Consider the following 17,548-nt stretch of genomic DNA (forward strand, 5'->3'; position numbering starts at 1 on the left):
AGGCGCGCGGTCAGCCCTTGAGGCTGCCGGCGGTGAGGCCGTTCATGATGTTGCGCTGGAAGGCGAGGAAGATCAGGAGGGTGGGGACCGACGCGATCGTCAGCGCGGCGATGAGGATGTTCATCGGTACGCCGTTGGCCAGCGAGTAGATCCCCGTGTTGAGCGTCTGCTTGTCCGGGTCGGGCACGGTGAGCAGGGGCCAGAGGAAGTCCTTCCACACCCCGACCACCGCGAAGATCGACACGACGCCGAGGATGGGCCGCGAGATCGGCAGGATCACCGACCACAGCGCGCGCAGCGGCGAGGCGCCGTCGATGGACGCGGCGTCCAGCAGCTCCTGCGGGATCGAGTCGAAGAAGCGCTTGAGCAGGAAGATGCTGAAGGCGTTCGTGACGGACGGCAGCCAGATCGCCCACGGGCTGTTGAGCAGGTTGCGCTCCACGATCGGTACGTCGATGACCGTCAGGTACTGCGGCACGATGAGCACCGCCGCGGGGATCATCAGCGTGGCGAGCATCGCGCCGAGGATGACCTTGCCGAAGACGGGGCGCAGCTTGGACAGGGAGTAGGCGGCGGCCACGTCGAAGACGAGCTGGAAGGCGAGCGCCCCGCCGGCGTAGAAGAGCGTGTTGCCCAGCAGCCGGGCCAGGTTCATCACGTCCCACGCCTCGGTGTAGTTGCCGGGTTCGGCGGAGCGGGGTATCGCGGTGGGCGGGGTCTGGATGACCTCCTGGGTGTCCTTGAGCGCGCCGGTGACCATCCAGTAGAGCGGGCCGACGAACGCGGCGGTGAACAGGGCCAGGACCAGGACCAGGACGGTCCAGTAGATCAGCCGTCCGCGCGGGCGGGCCAGCACGGTCGGCGAGATCAGTGTGCGCTGGCGGGTGTCGATGGCAGCCATCCCGGTTGCTCCCTATCCCTCGTCGCCGGCGCGGCTGAGGCGGACGTACGCCGCCGAGAAGCCCGCGAGCAGGACGAGCAGCACCAGGCCGAGGGCCGCCGCGGCGCCGTAGTTGTTGAAGTTGAACGCGTACTGGTAGATCAGATAGACGACGGTCGTGGTCGACCCCTCCGGGCCCGCGCCGCCGGTGAGCAGGAAGGGCTCGGTGAAGACCTGCATGGTCGCGATGATCTGCAGCAGCAGCATCAGCGACAGGATGAGACGGGTCTGCGGCACGGTGACGTGCCAGATCTTGCGCCACAGCCCGGCGCCGTCCAGCTCCGCCGCCTCGTACAGCTCGCCGGGGATGCCCTGAAGGGCGGCGAGGTAGATGAGGGTGGCGCCGCCCATGTTCATCCAGGTGGCGGCGATGACGACGGAGAGCATCGCGGTGTCGGTGGACTGCAGCCACTGCTGCTCGGGCAGGCCCACCGCGCCGAACAGCGCGTTGAACAGGCCGTACCCCGGGTCGTACAGGTACTTGAAGAGCAGGACCGAGGCCACGGGCGGCAGCATCACGGGGAGGTAGACCAGCAGCCGCAGATAGCCCTGGGCGTGGCGGAGTTCGTTGAGGAGGATGGCGACGAGGAACGGGACGACGAAGCCGAGGAGCAGGGCGAGCCCGGTGAAGAGCAGGGTGTTGCGCCACGCCTGCCAGAACGCCGGGTCGTTCGCGATGTAGCGGAGGTTGTCCCAGCCCGCCCAGACGGTGCGGCCGTCCTCGTTCTTCTGGAAGGCGAGGAGGAACTCCCGCACCATCGGGTACCAGGAGAAGAACCCGAAGCACACCACCGCGCCGATGAGGAAGCCGTGGGCGGAGACGTTACGGCGGAAGGCGCGGGCGAACGCGGCGCGGCCGTCCTGCGGCGGGCCGCCGGCGGGCCGGGGCCGGGGTGCGGTGGGGGACTTCGGGGCGGTGAGGGCGGACATCGGTGCTCCCGCTTCGGGGCGGGCCGGGCGCGCGGCGGGGTGGTGCCCGCGCGCTCCGGCCCGCCAGGGGGTCGGCTGTCTACTGGGCCCGGGGGCTGCGAGGAGCCCGGGGCCCCGGCGCTACTGGTTCGCCAGGACCTGGTTGACCTGGCTCTCCGCCGAGCTCAGCAGCTTGGCGATGTCGGCGTCCTCGTTGGTCAGCACGCCCGACATCACGTTGTCGAGGACCTTGTAGATCTCCTGGGCCTTCGGCGGCTCGGCCTTGCCCGGGACGGGGTTGTCGAGGAAGGGCTTGAAGTTCTCGACCGGCATGGTGGCGCTGGCGGCCCGGGCCGCGTCGTCGGCCGTCTTGGACTCGCCCGTCCAGAAGTTGGGCTGCGGCAGACCCACGGGCAGGCCGTCGGCCTTGGTGCGGTCCCAGGCGAACTGGCCCTTGCCGGGCGTGAGGAACTTGAAGTTCAGCCAGGCGATCGCGGCCTTGATCGTGTCGGGCGAGCTGCCCTTCTTGATCATGTAGTCGTTGCCGCCGAAGAGGGTGGCCTTGGCGCCGGGGATCGGCCCCATGCCGAAGTTCTCGTACGACGCCTTCAGGTTCTGGACCATGTACGTGATGTCGTCCGGCGCGGCGAGGAACATGCCGAGCTTGTCGGTCGCCATCTGCTTCTGCAGGTCGCCCCACTTGAGCAGCTGGGTCTTGCCCATGCTGTTGTCTTCCCAGCGCATCGCCTTCAGGTTCTCGGCGATCTGCTTGCCGTTGTCGTCGTTGAAGGCGGCCTTGGTGCCGTCGGCGCTGACCATCTCGCCGCCCATGCCGTACATCGTGGCGGTGAAGTGCCAGCCGCCGGTGTTCTGGGCGCTGTACTCGCCGTAACCGGAGACGCCGTTGCCGAGGGCGGCGATCTTCTTGGCCGCCGCGCGGACCTCGTCCCAGGTGGCGGGCGGGGTGTTGGGGTCGAGTCCGGCCTGCTCGAAGAGCTTGCGGTTGATCAGCAGGCCCATCGTGTAGTTGCTGTACGGCAGTCCGTAGAGCTTGCCGTCCTTCTTCATGACGTCGAGGACGCCGGGGTCCATGTCCTTCAACGCCGGTGCGGTCTGGTCGTTGACGTACGCGGTGATGTCCTCGGCGCCGTCGTTGTCGAGCACCTGCTGGAGATCGGTGAAGTACGTGTAGAAGACGTCCGGCTGCGACTTGGCCTTGAGCATCGCGGTGAAGCGGGGCGGCTCGAGGCAGGGGTCGGTCTGCTTTCCCTGGATGGTGACGTTCGGGTACTTCTTGTTGAACTCCTTGACGTCCTCCTGCCACTGCTTGAGCTCGGCCTTCTTCGTGGCCGGCGGCATGCAGTCGATGGTCAGGGTGACCTTCGTCTTCGGGTCGAGCGGGGCGCCGGCGTCCGCCGCGGCGGGGCGGTCGCCGCCCGAGTCGTCGCTGCTGGAGGACGTCCCGCAGGCCGCCAGCGTGGCGAGCGCGGATATCGCCGCCGCGGTCGCGAGCGCGGGGCGGATCCCCCGGCGGGGGGCGGTGTGGGTTCTGGTGTGTCTGGTACGGCGGAACCCGGAGCTGATCATCGTTGGTCCCCTTCGGGTATGCGCTGCGCGTTGGGCGCGGGGTGGTCGATGGGGTGGCGCGGCACACTCAACCACTCGCGACAGGTGAACGCAATATCTAGCGCACACATCGCAAAATCGTGACGGGCCAATGGATGTTGGCGACTGATGACTGTCGCGGCTCACCTCCGGCATCCTGGTGCCGCATGAGCCCCCGTTACGCCGCCATCCGTGACCTGTCCGCCCTCGACGCGCCGCCGCGCGCGGCCGTCGTCATCGACGTGCTGCGCGCCTTCACCGTCGCCCCCTGGCTCCTCGCCCGGGGTGCGAGCCGGGTCGTACTCGCCGAGTCACTGGAGGAGGCGCTCGCGCTGAAGGAGGCGCACCCGGGATGGCTCGCGCTGAAGGACGGTGCGCCGGCGCCCGGGTTCGACGCCGTCAACTCACCCGGGATGATCCGCGGCATGGACCTGACCGGGCGGACGGTGATCCAGAAGACGACCTACGGAACGGTCGGCGCGACGGCCGTCGCGGACGCGCCGCTGCTGCTGTGCGCGAGCTTCGCCGTCGCGGAGGCCACCGCCCGGGCGCTGCGGGGCGTGCCGGAGCGGGACGTCACGTTCGTGGTCACGGGCGAGGACGGCACGGCTGAGGAGGATCTCGCCTGCGCGCAGTACATCGCCCGGCGGGCCGCCGACGGCGACGCCCCCGGCGACCCGGCCCCGTTCCTGGACCGCGCACGGCGCTCGAAGCACGCCGCGCACCTCGCCGAGGGCGTACGGCTCGGCCACCGGGGCATCCACGCCGACGACGTGGCGCTGTGCCTGGAGGCGGACCGGTTCCCCTTCGCCCTGCGGGCCGTACGGGAGGACGGCCTGCTGACGCTGCGGCGGGCGGACGGAACCGGCGGCGGGGTCAGCCCCGCCACGTCCCGGTAGAACTCAGTCCCGCCACACCCCGGTAGAGCTCAGCCCCGCCACGCCCCGGTAGAACTCAGCCCCGCCACACCCCGGTAGAGCCCCGTACGACCAGCTCGGGCTCGAAGAGCAGCTCGTCCGCCGCCACCTCCGACCCCTCGATCTGGGCCGCCAGCAGTTCCACCGCCGCCCGCCCCATCGCCTCGATGGGCTGGCGGACGGTGGTCAGCGGGGGCGCGGTGCAGTTCATGAACGCCGAGTCGTCGTAGCCGACGACGGACACGTCGCCCGGGACGTCGAGCCCCGCGCGGCGGGCGGCGCGCACCACGCCCAGCGCCAGCGGGTCGCTGGCGCAGATGAAGCCGGTGACGCCGGACGTCAGCAGCCGGGCCGCCGCCGCCTGGCCGCTCTCCAGTGAGTACTGGGCGCGGGCGACGTACTCCTCGGGCAGGCTGAGCCCCGAGGCGGCGGCCTCCTTGCGCGCGGCGTCCAGCTTGCGGAGGGAGGGCATGTGGTCCGCGGGGCCCAGCACCAGCCCGATCCGCTCGTGGCCGAGGGAGGCCAGATGCCGCCACGCCTGCTCGACGGCCACCACGTCGTCGCAGGCGACCGTCGGGAAGCCGAGGTCGGCGATGGCGGCGTTGATCAGTACGACGGGGATCCGCCGGTCCGCGAGGCGCTCGTAGTGGTCGTGCACCGCGTCCGACTGCGCGTACAGGCCGCCGGCGAAGACGACGCCGGAGACCTGCTGCTGCAGGAGCAGCTCGACGTAGTCCGCCTCGGAGACGCCGCTCTTGGTCTGGGTGCACAGCACGGGGGTCAGCCCCCGCTGGGCGAGGGCGCCGCCGATCACCTCGCCGAACGCGGGGAAGATCGGGTTCTGCAGCTCGGGCAGGACCAGGCCGACGAGGCGGGCGCGCTCGCCGCGCAGCTGGGTGGGCCGCTCGTAACCGAGGACGTCGAGCGCGGAGAGGACCGCCTGTCTGGTCGACTCGGACACCCCCGGTTTCCCGTTCAGCACCCGGCTGACGGTGGCCTCGGAGACCCCTACCTTCTTGGCGACCTCTGCAAGTCGACGTGTCATGGAACGCAAGCCTAGCGCAAGAAGCGCAAGTTGTTTGCGTAAAGGGAGGACGGCTTCGGACCGTGCGGCGCGGGTGGTTCCGGGACGGGGTTAGGCTCACCTATGTGAGCACGTGCGCGACCGCTTCCAGTGAGCTGGGCGAACCGCTGGCCGGAACGGCTGCCACCGCCCGGACCTGGCTGCTGCTGGAGCAGGCCGGCCCCTGGGGCAGCGAGGCCCTGCTGGAGAGCCACCTCGACCCCGCACTCGGTCGCGCCCTGAAGGCGGCGACCGAGGGCACCGGCGTGCGCGTGGCGCTGATCCGCCGCCCCGGCCGGCATGCCGACTTCCACCAGCCCGCCCGCCGCAGGCTGTACGTCGCGCACACCGCCCCCGGCCGCGCCTGGGTCCGCCACGGCACCACCGCAGACCCGCGCGAGCTGCTCGGCCTGGACTTGGCGGCGCTCGGCGCCGGTGCGGAGCCCGGCCACCTCGACGCGTACGACGCGGATCCGCTCGCCCTGGTGTGCACCAACGGCAAGCGCGACCGCTGCTGCGCCCTGCTGGGCCGCCCGCTGGCGGCGGCGCTGCACGCCTCCGGCGGCACCAACACGTGGGAGATCACCCATATCGGCGGCCACCGCTTCTCCCCCACCCTGCTGCTGCTCCCCCACGGCTACGCGTACGGGCGCGTGTCCGCGCACGACGTCAAGGAGATCACCGAGGCCGCGTACGACGGGAGGGTGGTTCTCGACGGCTGCCGCGGCCGCTCCACCTGGGAGCGCCCGGCGCAGTCCGCGGAGCTGGCGGTACGGGCGCACGCGCGCGTGTACGGGCCGGACGAGCTGACCGTCGTACGGACGGAGGGCGCCGACCCGCACTGGACGGTCACCGTCGCGCACCGCGACGGACGGGCCTGGGCGGTCGACGTCAGCGCCGAGCCGGGGCCGGAGCCGTCACCGGCCAGCTGCGGGGCCGCGGCGCTCCCCCAGCTGCGGCTGGTCGCCGGGGAGCCGCGGGTGCTGGACGCGGCGCTGTGCGGCGCGCCGGGGCCCGTGTGAGGGTCGTGCGGCTGGGCCTCCCGCGCCGCGTCTCCTCGCAGATCCTCGCGCTGCAGCTGGCGCTCACCGCCGGGGTGACGCTGCTGGCCGCCGCGCTGTTCCTCGCCCCGCTCAGCGACGAACTCGACGACCAGGCGATGCGCCGGGCGCTGACCATCGCGCAGAGCACGGCGGCGGAGCCCGGCATCGCACAGCACCTGCTCACCTCCCGCCCGACGCCCGACGGGCCCGTGCAGCGGGACGCCGAGCGGATCCGCACGGCGACCGGCGCGGACTTCGTCGTCGTCATGGACGAGCGCGGCATCCGCTACTCCCACGCCAACCCCGCACGCATCGGCCGGCGGGTCTCCACCGACCCGAGCGAGGCGCTGTCCGGCCGCGAGGTCATGGGGATCGACCAGGGCACGCTGGGGCGGACGGCGCGCGGCAAGGTGCCGCTGTACGACGCCGAGGGGAACATCATCGGCGCGGTGTCGGTCGGCATCGCCTACGACAGCGTCCAGGACCGCCTCGTCGGCTCCGTTCCCGTCATCCTTTCGTACGCCGGAGGGGCGCTCGCCGTGGGCGCGGTGGCGGCGTACGCCGTGTCGCGCCGGCTGCAGCGGCGTACCCGCGATCTGGCGTTCTCCGATATCGCCGCCCTTCTCGACGAGCGGGAGGCGATGCTGCACTCCATCCGCGAGGGCGTGGTGGCGCTCGACGGCTCGGGCCGGATCCGGCTGGTCAACGACGAGGCGGTGCGGTTGCTGGGCCTCGGGGCGGAGCACACCGGACGGCGGCTGGACGAGGTGCTGCCCGCCGGGCGGACCGCCGACGTCCTGTCCGGCCGGGTGGACGGCGACGACCTGTTCGCGGTGAGCGGCGGCCGGGTACTCGTCGTCAACCGGATGACGACCTCCGACGGCGGCGCCGTGGCCACCCTCCGCGACCGCACGGAGCTGGAGCGCCTCGGCCGCGAACTGGACTCCACCCACGGCCTCATCGACGCCCTGCGCGCCCAGGACCACGAACACGCGAACCGGATGCACACCCTGCTGGGCCTGCTGGAGCTCGGCATGACGGACGAGGCGCTGAGTTACGTGTCGGAGGCCGTCGGCGGCCACCGCGAGACGGCCGAACAGGTCACCGCCCGTATCCGCGATCCGCTGCTCGCCGCCCTGCTCGTCGGCAAGGCGACGGTCGCCGCGGAGCGCGGGGTGGACCTGCGCGTGGAGGGCGGACTGCCGGACGCCGTCGTCGACCCGCGGGGGCTGGTCACCGTCGTCGGCAACCTCATCGACAACGCGCTGGACGCGGCCGTGGGCTCCCCCGCCGCGGCGGTCCGGGTGTCGCTCACGACGGACGGCTCGGCGGTCGTCGTCCGCGTCGCGGACTCGGGGGCGGGCGTCCCGGAGGACCGGCGCGAGCTGGTGTTCTCCGAGGGCTGGACCACCAAGCCGCTGCCCGCGCACGGCAAGCGGGGGCTCGGCCTGGCGCTGGTACGGCGGCTCGCCGAGCGCCAGGGCGGCACGGCGGCGGCCGGCGAGGGGCCGCTGGGCGGGGCGGAGTTCACGGTGGTGCTGCCGGACGCGGTGGGCCGGGGGGCGGGGGTTCCCGAGGCCCGGACCGGCGAGCCCGGGTCCGCGGTGAGCGGTGCTCCCGGGCCGCCGTGACGGGCGAGCCCGGGTCCGCCGTGAGCGGCGACCCGGGTGTCAGTGCCGGGCGATAGCCTCCCGTTCATGCCGGCAGTCCCTGTCCCTTTCCCCGACCTCCCGCCCGCCGACGTGGCCACCCGGATCGCCCTCGTGGACCGGGCCCTGACCCTGCCCTTCCCCGACGGCGACGACCACCAGGGCGTCCGGTGGAGCGGCCCCGGCCACCATCTGCTGACGCTGCACCGGACGCGGGACTTCTGGGAGCCGGACGGCCCCGACGACCGCGAGCTGGCGGAGGAGGAGATCGAGGAGGTCCGTGCGGCTGTCACCGCGGCCGTCACGGACCGCTGGGGGCTGCCCGTCGACGTCGATCTGTTCCCGTATCTGGGCTGCGACTGGGACCTCCAGCCGCCCGAGCACGTACCGGAGCCGGTCGCCCAGCTGTGCAACCAGGCCGGCTCCATGCGGCTCTGGCAGCCGCCCGGTACGGACCGCTGGCTCGGGCTGGCCGTCGGCCAGGCGGACACCGAGTTCCCGCTCGAACTCCTGGCCGCGATAGGCGGGCCGGACTCGCTGCCGCAGCGCAGGACGGCGAAGGACTGGCCGCCGCGGGAGTGGTAGCGGCCGGTCCGGTCGTACGCCTACACCGCCCCGGCCCCCGTCAGGGACCGCACCTCCGTCTCCGCGTGCCGCACCGGATCCGCCGGCCGCGGAGACGTCACCGTGCCCAGCCAGCCGAAGAGGAAGCCGAGCGGGATCGAGACCAGGCCCGGGTTCTCCAGGGGGAAGAGATGGAAGTCCACCGACGTGAGAATCGCGTCGTCGCCGCCCGACACCACCGGGGAGAACAACACCAGCAGCAGCGCCGGGACGAGCCCGCCGTACACCGACCAGACCGCGCCGCGCTCCGTGAAGCGGCGCCAGAACAGCGAGTACAGCAGCACCGGCAGGTTGGCGGAGGCGGCGACCGCGAACGCCAGGCCCACCAGGAACGCGACGTTCTGGTCGCGGGCCAGCAGCGCCAGCGCGATCGCCAGCGCCCCGATGCCGACCGCCGCCGCCCGGGCCACCTGCACCTCGCTGTACCGGGCCTTGGCGTGGCGGCGGCGCAGCGACGCGTACAGATCGTGGGCGACGGACGCCGAGGAGGCCAGGGTGATCCCGGCGACGACGGCGAGGATCGTGGCGAAGGCAACGGCGGCGACGATCGCGAACAGGACCGTGCCGCCGGCCGAGCCCTCCCCGCCGCCGAGCTCCAGGGACAGCTGCGGCAGCGCGGTGTTGCCGGCGGGGCTCTCCTTGCGGACCGCGTCGGAGCCGAGTACCGCGGCCGCGCCGAAGCCGAGCACGATCGACATCAGATAGAAGCCGCCGATCAGCCCGATCGCCCAGATCACCGAACGGCGCGCGGACTTGGCGGTCGGCACGGTGTAGAAGCGCGACAGGATGTGCGGCAGCCCGGCCGTGCCCAGCACCAGGGCGAGGCCCAGGCTGATGAAGTCCAGCTGCGACACCAGGTCGCCGCCGTACCGCAGGCCCGGGGAGAGGAAGTCGCCGCCGTGGCCGCTGCGTTCGGCGGCGGTGTTCAGCAGCTCGTTGAGGTTGCCGTGGAAGCGGATCAGGACGAGCACGGTGAGTGCGATCGCGCCGCCCATCAGCAGCACGGCCTTCACGATCTGGATCCACGTCGTGGCGCGCATCCCGCCGAACACGACGTAGACCACCATCAGCCCGCCCACACCGATCATCGCCCAGGCCCGCTGCCCCTCCCCCGACGCGCCGAGCAGCAGGGCGACCAGGCTGCCCGCGCCGACCATCTGGGCCACGAGGTAGAGCACGGAGACCGTGACGGACGAGGCCCCCGCCGCCACCCGCACCCGGCGCTCGCGCATCCGGGCGGCCACGACGTCGGCGAGGGTGAAGCGGCCGCAGTTGCGCACCAGTTCCGCCACCAGCAGCAGGACGACCAGCCAGGCGACCAGGAAGCCGACCGAGTAGAGCATGCCGTCGTAGCCGTACAGGGCGATCAGCCCGGAGATGCCGAGGAACGAGGCGGCGGACATGTAGTCGCCGGAGATGGCGAAACCGTTCTCCATGGGGGAGAACAGCCGCCCGCCGGCATAGAACTCCTCCGCGGATCCGTGCCGGCCACGGCTCGCCCAGCTGGTGATCAGCAGGGTCAGCACGACGAACGCGCTGAACAGCAGCAGCGCCAGGGTCTGATGTTCCACGTTCTTCACAGGTTCTTCTTCACAGGTTGGAATCCCGCCGGGTCTGCATGGTCACGTCCCACCGCAGGTCCAGCGCCGCCTGGTCCCGGCGCAGCCGGGCATGGCGGGCGTAGGCCCAGGTCAGCAGGAAGGTGGTGGCGAACTGGCCGAGCCCCGCCAGCATCGCGACGTTGACCGCCCCGGCCACCGGGCGGGCCATCAGGCCCGGGGCGGCGGTCGCCGCGATCACGTAGGCCAGGTACCAGCCGAGGAAGGCGAGGGCCGCCGGTACCACGAACCTGCGGTACTGGGCGCGCACCGCCCGGAACTCGGGGCTCTGCTGGACGGCCAGATACACCTCGCCCACATCGTCGGGCGCCGCCCGCGGCGGCGGTGGGGCCTCGTCCCACGCCGGCTCGAAGCGGGTACCGTCCCAGCCGGTGGAGAGGGCGTCGTACCAGGGGTCTTCGAGTGAGGCCGGGGCGGGCCCGGACTCGGGCCCGTCGTGCTTGTCCACCGGACTCTCCTCGGCGTAGGGGCTTGGGTGGCCGCGATCCGCCCAGAATGGTGCGCGGTGTTCGGAACCGGGCCGCACAATCCCGGACCTTCACACAATCAGGTGACGCGCCCTGGTAATCCCGGCGAATCCCGGTCAGGATGCTCTGCCGTGCCGGGCCCGGGGGCGAAGGGGCTCGCCCCGGCTCGGAACCCCGCGGCCGACCTGGGGAAATCCCCGCGGCCGATCCAGGAGAATCCCCGCGGCCGACCAGGGAAAATCCCCGCGACCGCGCTCCCTCCGGCTGCATAGGATCGGCCCCCATGCCCTCCGCCGCTGCCGCCTCCGCCGATCCGGCCTCCGCCGAACCCGCCTCCCCCGCAGCGCCCTTGCTGCGCGACCCGCGCTTCCTGCGGCTGGCCTGCGCCCGCACGATCTCCCTGCTCGGCAACTCCTTCTCCCGCGTCGCCCTCGCCTTCGCCGTCCTGGAGCTGCCCGGGGCGACGCCGGGGCGGCTCTCGCTCGTCCTCGCCTGCCAGGCGGTGCCCGTCGTGCTCTTCATCCTGATCGGCGGCGTGATCGCCGACCGGATGTCCCGGTCACGGGTGATGGTCCTCGCCGAGCTGGGCGGCGGCGTCGCGTACGCGGGGCTGGCGGCGATGGTGCTCAGCGGGCACGCGCCGCTGTGGGGGCTGTGCGCGCTGGCGGCCCTCGCCGGCAGCGCCAGCACGCTGTTCTACCCCGCCGCCGAGGGCGTGCTGCCGCTGATCGTCGACGACGCGCGGCTGCAGCGCGCCAACGGGCTGCTGCGGATGGGCATGAACAGCGCCACGGTCCTCGGCCTCGCCCTCTCCGGCATCACCGTCGCCCTGCTCGGCGCCGGCTGGGCCCTCGCCGTCAACGCCGGCACGTACCTCGTGAGCGCCGTACTGATCGCCGGGCTGCGGCTCGCCGCTCCGGTGCGCGGCAGGTCCACGGCCCTGAGGGAGCTGGCGCACGGCTGGCGGGAGTTCGCCTCCCGACAGTGGCTGTGGGCGGTCGTCATCCAGTTCACGTTCGTCGTGGCGGCCATCAACGCCCAGGCCGGCGTCCTCGGACCGCTGATGGCCGAGGCGGAGCTGGGCGGCGCCCGCGCCTGGTCCGTCCTCGTCACCGCGCAGGCCGTCGGCATGGTCGCGGGCGCCGGGCTGGCGGCGCGCGTCAGGGTCGGGCGCCCGATCCTGGTCGCCGTGCTCGCGACGTTCGCCTTCGCCGTGCCGCCGCTGCTGCTCGGCCTGCGCGCGCCGCTGTGGGCCGTCGCCGCCGCGATGTTCTGCGCGGGCGTCGCGCTCGACGTGTTCGGGGTGCTGTGGGGGACGACGCTGCAGCGGGAGGTCCCGGAGGAGGTGCTCTCACGCGTCACCTCGTACGACGTACTGGGCTCCGTCGCACTGGCCCCGCTGGGCCTCTTCGTCGCCGGCCCGGTCGCCGCCGCGGCCGGCACCGGGCCGGCGCTGCTGGGCTGCGCCGCGCTCATCGTGCTGGCCGGGGCGGGGGCGCTGCTGTCGCCGGAGGTACGGCAGTTGCGGACGCGACCGGCAGGCGCGGCGGGACCGGACGGGGGCGCCCCCGGGAAGGCCTGACGTCCAGCCGCCGTCAGGCAGGGGCGCGGCCCCCGGAACCCTCACCCCACCCGCAGGCAGCGGCGCAGTTCGTCCTCGGACGCGTTGCCGCCGGAGCACATCAGCACCACGCGGCGGCCCGCGAAGCGCTCCGGATACGTCCGCAGCGCGGCCAGCGCCGCCGCCCCGGCGGACTCCGTCATCACGTGGGCGTCCGCGAGCAGTTCGGCCTGCGCGGCGGTGATCGCGTCGTCGGAGACGAGCACGAAGTCGTGCAGCCCTTCACGCATCACGGCCTGGGTGAGCTCGAAGCCGCTCCCGGTGGCGAGACCGGCGGCACGCGTGCGGTTGGGCCGCTCGACGATCCCGCCCGCACGCCAGGACTCGTACGCCGCCGGGGCGGCGTCCGACTGCACGGCGACGATCCGGCAGCCCGGGGCGACCGCGGCCGCGACGAGGCACGCGGCGGCGGCGCCGCTGCCGCCGCCCACGGGCACGATCACCGTGTCGGTGTCCGGTGCCTGCTCGAAGACCTCCAGATACGCCGTGGCCACCCCGGCCACGAGCGCCGGCTCGTTGGCGGCGCTGACCAGGAGCATGCCGCGCTCCGCGGCGAGCTTCTCGGCGTACGGCCGGGCCTGGTCGAAGGTCTCGCCGTACTCGACCAGCTCCGCGCCCAGCGCCCGTACGGCCCGCGCCTTGCCCGGGTCGGGGCGCTCGGGCATCACGATGACGCACGGGGCGCCGTGCCGCGCGGCGGCGTAGGCGAGGGACTGGGCGTGGTTGCCGGTCGAGTAGCCGACGATGCCGCGCGCCCGTTCGGCGTCGCTCATCCCGGCGAGCAGAGTGAGCCCGCCGCGGACCTTGAAGGCGCCGGTGGGCTGGGTGTTCTCGAGCTTGAGCCGCAACGCGGCGGCCGGTCCCGGATCGAGCACCGGGTACGACCACAGGGGTGTGGGCGGCAGCAGCCGGGCGAGGGTGCGCCGGGCGTGCAGGACGTCGGTGAAGCTCGGAGGTCGCATGGGGACAGGCTGGCAGCGGGAGCATTCATAGGTCCAATGCCAATCTCCGCTGGAAGCATCGACGGAATCTATGCTTTACGCCGAACATCAGGCCGGCGCGTTCGCCGGCGCTCCACGCCGACGCGTCCCGCGACGAAAGGCCCTCCCGCCCATGGACCTGACCAAGCTCCGCGTCCTCGCCGCCGTCGCCCGCGAGGGATCGGTCACGGCCGCCGCGGACGCCCTCGGCTACGCCCAGCCCTCGGTCAGCCACCATCTGGCCCGGCTGGAGGAGGAGACCGGCGTCCCGCTCGTCCAGCGCGCGGGCCGGGGCATCCGGCTCACCGAGGCGGGGCGGCTGCTCGCGGAACGGGCCGAGGAGATCCTGGGCCGGGTCACGTCGGCGCGCGCCGAACTGGCGGCGCTGGCGGGGCTGCAGACCGGCCGGGTGCGGCTCGCGGCCTTCCCCACGGCGCTCGCCCTGCTCGTACCGCCCGCGGCGGCCCTGCTGCGCCGCACCCACCCCGGCGTCGAACTGGCCCTCACCCAGGCGGAACCCCCGGAGGCGCTGGCCGCGCTGCGGCGCGGGGAGGTGGACGTGGCGGTGACGTTCGACCACCACGACCGCCCGCAGCCGGGCCTGCTGCACGTCACGATGACCCCGCTGCTGACGGAACCGATCTACCTGGTCACGCCGCGCGGTGAGACCGGGGAGCCCAAGGAGCAGACCCCGGACCTCTCGGCGTACGCCACCACCCGCTGGATCACCGGCTGCGAACGCTGCCGCGCCCACCTGCTGGCCTCGTGCGCCCGCGCGGGCTTCACCCCGTCGATCGGCTTCGAAACGGACGACTACGTGGCGGTCCAGGCCCTGGTGGCGGCAGGCATGGGCGTCAGCACCCTCCCCGGCCTGGCCCTGAAGGCCCACCGCGACCCCGCGGTCCGCATCCACCGCCTCCCGGACGACCATCGCTACGTCTCCACCGCCGTGTACGGCAAGCCCCCGGCTCCCGCCCCGGTCCAGGCGCTCCTGGACGCGGTGCGGAAGGTGGCGGGCTTGCCGCAGCGGTGGCCGAGGTGAGGGACCTCCGCCCCGGTCAGGCGTCGATACGCGCGCGGTCGAGTGTCGAGGCCGAGTTGGTGATGAACTCCTTGCGCGGGGCCACCTCGTTGCCCATCAGCAGGTTGAAGGCTTCCTCCGCGGCCTCCAGATCGCCGATGTTGATGCGGCGCAGCGTGCGGTAGCGGGGGTCCATCGTGGTCTCCGCCAGCTGGTCGGCGTCCATCTCGCCCAGACCCTTGTAGCGCTGGATGGAGTCCTTGTAGCGGGTGCCCTTGCGCTGCAGTTCGAGGAGCGTCGTACGCAGCTCGTTGTCCGAGTACGTGTAGATGTACTTGTCCTGCCCCTTCTTCGGCTGGATCAGCTCGATCCGGTGCAGCGGCGGCACCGCGGAGAAGACCCGCCCCTCCTCGACCATCGGCCGCATGTAGCGCTGGAAGAGCGTCAGCAGCAGACACCTGATGTGAGCGCCGTCAACATCGGCGTCCGCAAGGAAGATCACCTTCCCGTACCGCGCCTGCTCGATCTCGAAGGTCCGTCCGGACCCCGCTCCTATCACCTGGATGATCGCGCTGCACTCGGCGTTCTTCAGCATGTCCGAGACGGACGCCTTCTGGACGTTGAGGATCTTGCCGCGGATCGGCAGCAGGGCCTGGAACTCCGAGTTGCGGGCCAGCTTCGCCGTGCCGAGGGCCGAGTCGCCCTCGACGATGAAGAGTTCCGTGCGGTCCACGTCCTCGCTGCGGCAGTCGGCGAGCTTCGCGGGGAGGGAGGAGGATTCCAGGGCCGTCTTGCGGCGCTGGGCGTCCTTGTGCTGGCGGGCCGCGATGCGGGTGCGGGCGGCGGCGACGGCCTTCTCCAGTACGGCGCGGGCCTGGGCCTTGGCGTCGCGCTTGGTGGAGGTGAGGAAGGTCTTCAGCTCCTTGGCGATGACCGCCGCGACGATGCGGTTCGCCGCGGAGGTGCCGAGGACCTCCTTGGTCTGGCCCTCGAACTGGGGCTCCGCGAGGCGGACCGTGACGACGGCGGTGAGGCCCTCGAGGGCGTCGTCCTTGACGATGTCGTCCTCGGCCACGCGCAGCAGCTTCTGGGCGCGGAGCTGTTCGTTGAGGGTCTTGGTCAGTGAGCGTTCGAAGCCGGTGACGTGGGTGCCGCCCTTGGGGGTGGCGATGATGTTCACGAAGGAGCGCAGGGTGGTGTCGTAGCCCGTGCCCCAGCGCAGGGCGATGTCGACCTCGAGCTCGCGGGTGACCTCGGTGGGGGTCATGTGGCCCTGGTCGTCGAGTACGGGGACGGTCTCCTTGAAGGTGCCCGTGCCGGTGATGCGCTGGACGTCGCACAGCGGCTTGTCGGGGGCGAGGAACTCGCAGAACTCGCTGATACCGCCGTCGAAGCGGAAGGTCTCGACGAGCGGCTTGCCGTCGGCCAGGCTGTCGGAGCGCTCGTCGCGGACGACGATCGTGAGACCCGGGACGAGGAAGGCCGTCTGGCGGGCGCGGGCGTGCAGGTCCTCGAGGGAGAGCTTGGCGTCCTTGAGGAAGATCTGCCGGTCGGCCCAGTAGCGGATGCGGGTGCCCGTACGGGTCTTGGGGATGCGCTTGCCCTTGGTGAGGCCGGAGGCGGCCGCGAAGGGGGCGTCGGCGCCGGTGCCGGTGAAGGCGCCGGGGACGCCGCGGCGGAAGCTGATGGCGTGGGTGGCGCTGGAGCGGTCGACCTCGACGTCGAGCCGGGCGGACAGCGCGTTGACGACGGAGGCGCCGACGCCGTGCAGTCCGCCGGAGGCGGCGTAGGAGCCGCCGCCGAACTTGCCGCCGGCGTGCAGCTTGGTCATGACGACCTCGACGCCGGACAGGCCCGTCTTGGGCTCCTTGTCGATGGGGATGCCGCGGCCGTTGTCGCGGACCTCGACGGAGCCGTCGTCGTGGAGGAGGACCTCGATGTGGTCGCAGTGCCCGCCGAGGGCCTCGTCGACGGCGTTGTCGATGATCTCCCAGAGACAGTGCATGAGGCCGCGGCTGTCCGTGGAGCCGATGTACATGCCGGGGCGCTTGCGGACGGCCTCGAGGCCCTCGAGGACGAGCAGGTGCCGCGCGGTGTAGTTGGAGCCGTCCCGGTCCTGGCCGGTGGCTCCGGCGAGCAGGGACGGCAGGGTCCCGTCGGTGGTGGTCGCTGCGGCGCTCACTCGGTTCGCTCCTCGCTGAATTCTGAACTTGGTGTCGGGTCGAAGGCTGTTCGCCCGCTGAGAGGGTACCGAGGCCCTAGGACAGCCGGTGTGCAGCCATCGTGGTGTGGCTCGATGGTACTCCCGGTTCGGCCGTGTGTTCGATAATTCGAAGGAGTGATACGCCCCGGGGACCGGTCGATGAGTTCAGCATCACGTTCCCAACGAGGCATGAACCATTTAGGCTCCGGGCACGTCCTTCTGGACGGCCGGGTGCCACCGGAACACCCGGGTGAAGCACGATCGGGCACGACCCTGTGTGAGGCCTCGCACAGACCCGTACAACTCCTGAAGACCGAAGCGAAGCGCCCAAAGAGGATCTGACCTGCAATACGGCACATTCGCCGCCACCGGTCCGCATCTGTCCGCTGCCAGCGAAATCCGGCAGTCGAAGCCGCGAGCGGGAACGTTTTCGGCCTGGTTGGATGTTGACCCTGGTACGACAGCTCGTCGAGCTAGAGAAGAGGCGACGTGACTACTGTTCTGACACCCGCGACCCCGCTGACGGCCACTGATCGGTGTGACCGCTGCGGCGCCCAGGCGTACCTGCGCGTCGTCCTGATGAGTGGCGGAGAGCTGCTCTTCTGCGCTCACCACGGTCGCAAGTTCGAGCCGGAACTGAAGAAGATCGCTGCGGAGATACAGGACGAGACGGAGCGGCTGAACGCCACCCCGGCCTCCGCGTCCGACGCCGAGCGTTAGGCCTCGTAAGCGACGAGCACCGTGGGCCAGGCCCGCATCGTGTTGACGTGGACGGCCGCCCCCTGAGCCTTCAGGTACCCGTCATCAGGGAGGTGATGGCGCCGGCGAGCGCGCGGCCGCCGTCGGAGTCGTACGCGTGGCCGGTCGCCATGAGGAGGGCGCCGAGG

Annotated in this window: 15 protein-coding genes; 7 read left to right on the forward strand and 8 right to left on the reverse strand. The window is 72.1% G+C overall.

The window, feature by feature from the left end; genetic code table 11:
- Positions 1–10: 10 nt before the first annotated feature.
- The 3 genes from AB0M28_RS10515 to AB0M28_RS10525 form a co-directional block, all read right to left on the reverse strand.
- Complete coding sequence (locus AB0M28_RS10515) at positions 11–901, reverse strand: carbohydrate ABC transporter permease (RefSeq protein ID WP_365400954.1); 891 nt, start codon at positions 899–901, stop codon at positions 11–13.
- A 12-nt stretch (positions 902–913) separates the two neighbouring features.
- Positions 914–1,870: a sugar ABC transporter permease gene (locus tag AB0M28_RS10520; RefSeq protein WP_365400956.1), complete on the reverse strand. Its 957-nt coding sequence runs from the start codon at positions 1,868–1,870 to the stop codon at positions 914–916.
- A gap of 120 nt (positions 1,871–1,990) precedes the next feature.
- Positions 1,991–3,436 (reverse strand): extracellular solute-binding protein, encoded by a 1,446-nt coding sequence (locus tag AB0M28_RS10525; protein WP_365400959.1) that lies wholly within the window; start codon positions 3,434–3,436, stop codon positions 1,991–1,993.
- Positions 3,437–3,621: 185 nt separating this feature from the next.
- On the opposite strand from AB0M28_RS10525, the gene AB0M28_RS10530 reads away from it, so the two are divergent.
- The gene (locus AB0M28_RS10530) at positions 3,622–4,353 is read left to right on the forward strand and encodes a 2-phosphosulfolactate phosphatase (RefSeq protein ID WP_365400962.1); all 732 of its coding nucleotides are present in this window, start codon (positions 3,622–3,624) and stop codon (positions 4,351–4,353) included.
- A 55-nt stretch (positions 4,354–4,408) separates the two neighbouring features.
- Here AB0M28_RS10530 and AB0M28_RS10535 read toward each other — a convergent pair whose 3' ends face one another.
- Entirely contained in the window at positions 4,409–5,416 is a 1,008-nt protein-coding gene (locus AB0M28_RS10535; protein ID WP_365400965.1) for a LacI family DNA-binding transcriptional regulator, read from the reverse strand.
- Between the two features lie 104 nt (positions 5,417–5,520).
- On the opposite strand from AB0M28_RS10535, the gene AB0M28_RS10540 reads away from it, so the two are divergent.
- The 3 genes from AB0M28_RS10540 to AB0M28_RS10550 all read left to right on the forward strand — a co-directional run bounded on the left by AB0M28_RS10540 (position 5,521) and on the right by AB0M28_RS10550 (position 8,711).
- Positions 5,521–6,456 (forward strand): sucrase ferredoxin, encoded by a 936-nt coding sequence (locus AB0M28_RS10540; protein WP_365400968.1) that lies wholly within the window; start codon positions 5,521–5,523, stop codon positions 6,454–6,456.
- Complete coding sequence (locus AB0M28_RS10545) at positions 6,453–8,108, forward strand: sensor histidine kinase (RefSeq protein ID WP_365400971.1); 1,656 nt, start codon at positions 6,453–6,455, stop codon at positions 8,106–8,108. Before AB0M28_RS10540 ends, AB0M28_RS10545 begins: the two co-directional genes overlap by 4 nt.
- Positions 8,109–8,174: 66 nt before the next feature.
- On the forward strand, positions 8,175–8,711 hold the full coding sequence (locus AB0M28_RS10550; RefSeq protein WP_365400974.1) for a hypothetical protein: 537 nt from the start codon (positions 8,175–8,177) through the stop codon (positions 8,709–8,711).
- Between the two features lie 20 nt (positions 8,712–8,731).
- On the opposite strand, the gene AB0M28_RS10555 is transcribed toward AB0M28_RS10550, so the two are convergent.
- Together AB0M28_RS10555 and AB0M28_RS10560 are read right to left on the reverse strand one after the other, a co-directional pair.
- Positions 8,732–10,321 carry a cation acetate symporter gene (locus AB0M28_RS10555; RefSeq protein WP_365401001.1) on the reverse strand — a complete coding sequence of 530 codons (1,590 nt, stop codon included), beginning with the start codon at positions 10,319–10,321 and terminating at the stop codon, positions 8,732–8,734.
- A gap of 19 nt (positions 10,322–10,340) precedes the next feature.
- Positions 10,341–10,817: a DUF485 domain-containing protein gene (locus AB0M28_RS10560; RefSeq protein ID WP_365400977.1), complete on the reverse strand. Its 477-nt coding sequence runs from the start codon at positions 10,815–10,817 to the stop codon at positions 10,341–10,343.
- Between the two features lie 302 nt (positions 10,818–11,119).
- Between AB0M28_RS10560 and AB0M28_RS10565 the strand changes: the two genes are divergently transcribed.
- Positions 11,120–12,418 carry an MFS transporter gene (locus tag AB0M28_RS10565; RefSeq protein ID WP_365400980.1) on the forward strand — a complete coding sequence of 433 codons (1,299 nt, stop codon included), beginning with the start codon at positions 11,120–11,122 and terminating at the stop codon, positions 12,416–12,418.
- Between the two features lie 41 nt (positions 12,419–12,459).
- On the opposite strand, the gene AB0M28_RS10570 is transcribed toward AB0M28_RS10565, so the two are convergent.
- Positions 12,460–13,419, reverse strand: coding sequence for a pyridoxal-phosphate dependent enzyme (locus tag AB0M28_RS10570; RefSeq protein ID WP_365400983.1), 960 nt, complete (start codon positions 13,417–13,419; stop codon positions 12,460–12,462).
- Positions 13,420–13,570: 151 nt separating this feature from the next.
- Between AB0M28_RS10570 and AB0M28_RS10575 the strand changes: the two genes are divergently transcribed.
- A complete protein-coding gene (locus tag AB0M28_RS10575; protein WP_365400986.1) occupies positions 13,571–14,479 on the forward strand; it encodes a LysR family transcriptional regulator in 909 nt (302 codons plus the stop codon).
- A gap of 16 nt (positions 14,480–14,495) precedes the next feature.
- On the opposite strand, the gene AB0M28_RS10580 is transcribed toward AB0M28_RS10575, so the two are convergent.
- The gene (locus AB0M28_RS10580) at positions 14,496–16,607 is read right to left on the reverse strand and encodes a DNA topoisomerase IV subunit B (protein WP_365401004.1); all 2,112 of its coding nucleotides are present in this window, start codon (positions 16,605–16,607) and stop codon (positions 14,496–14,498) included.
- A gap of 543 nt (positions 16,608–17,150) precedes the next feature.
- Here AB0M28_RS10580 and AB0M28_RS10585 point away from each other — a divergent pair.
- Positions 17,151–17,381 (forward strand): hypothetical protein, encoded by a 231-nt coding sequence (locus AB0M28_RS10585; RefSeq protein ID WP_365400989.1) that lies wholly within the window; start codon positions 17,151–17,153, stop codon positions 17,379–17,381.
- Positions 17,382–17,548 lie beyond the last annotated feature (167 nt).

Source organism: Streptomyces sp. NPDC051940 (assembly GCF_040680895.1).
GTDB lineage: Bacteria > Actinomycetota > Actinomycetes > Streptomycetales > Streptomycetaceae > Streptomyces.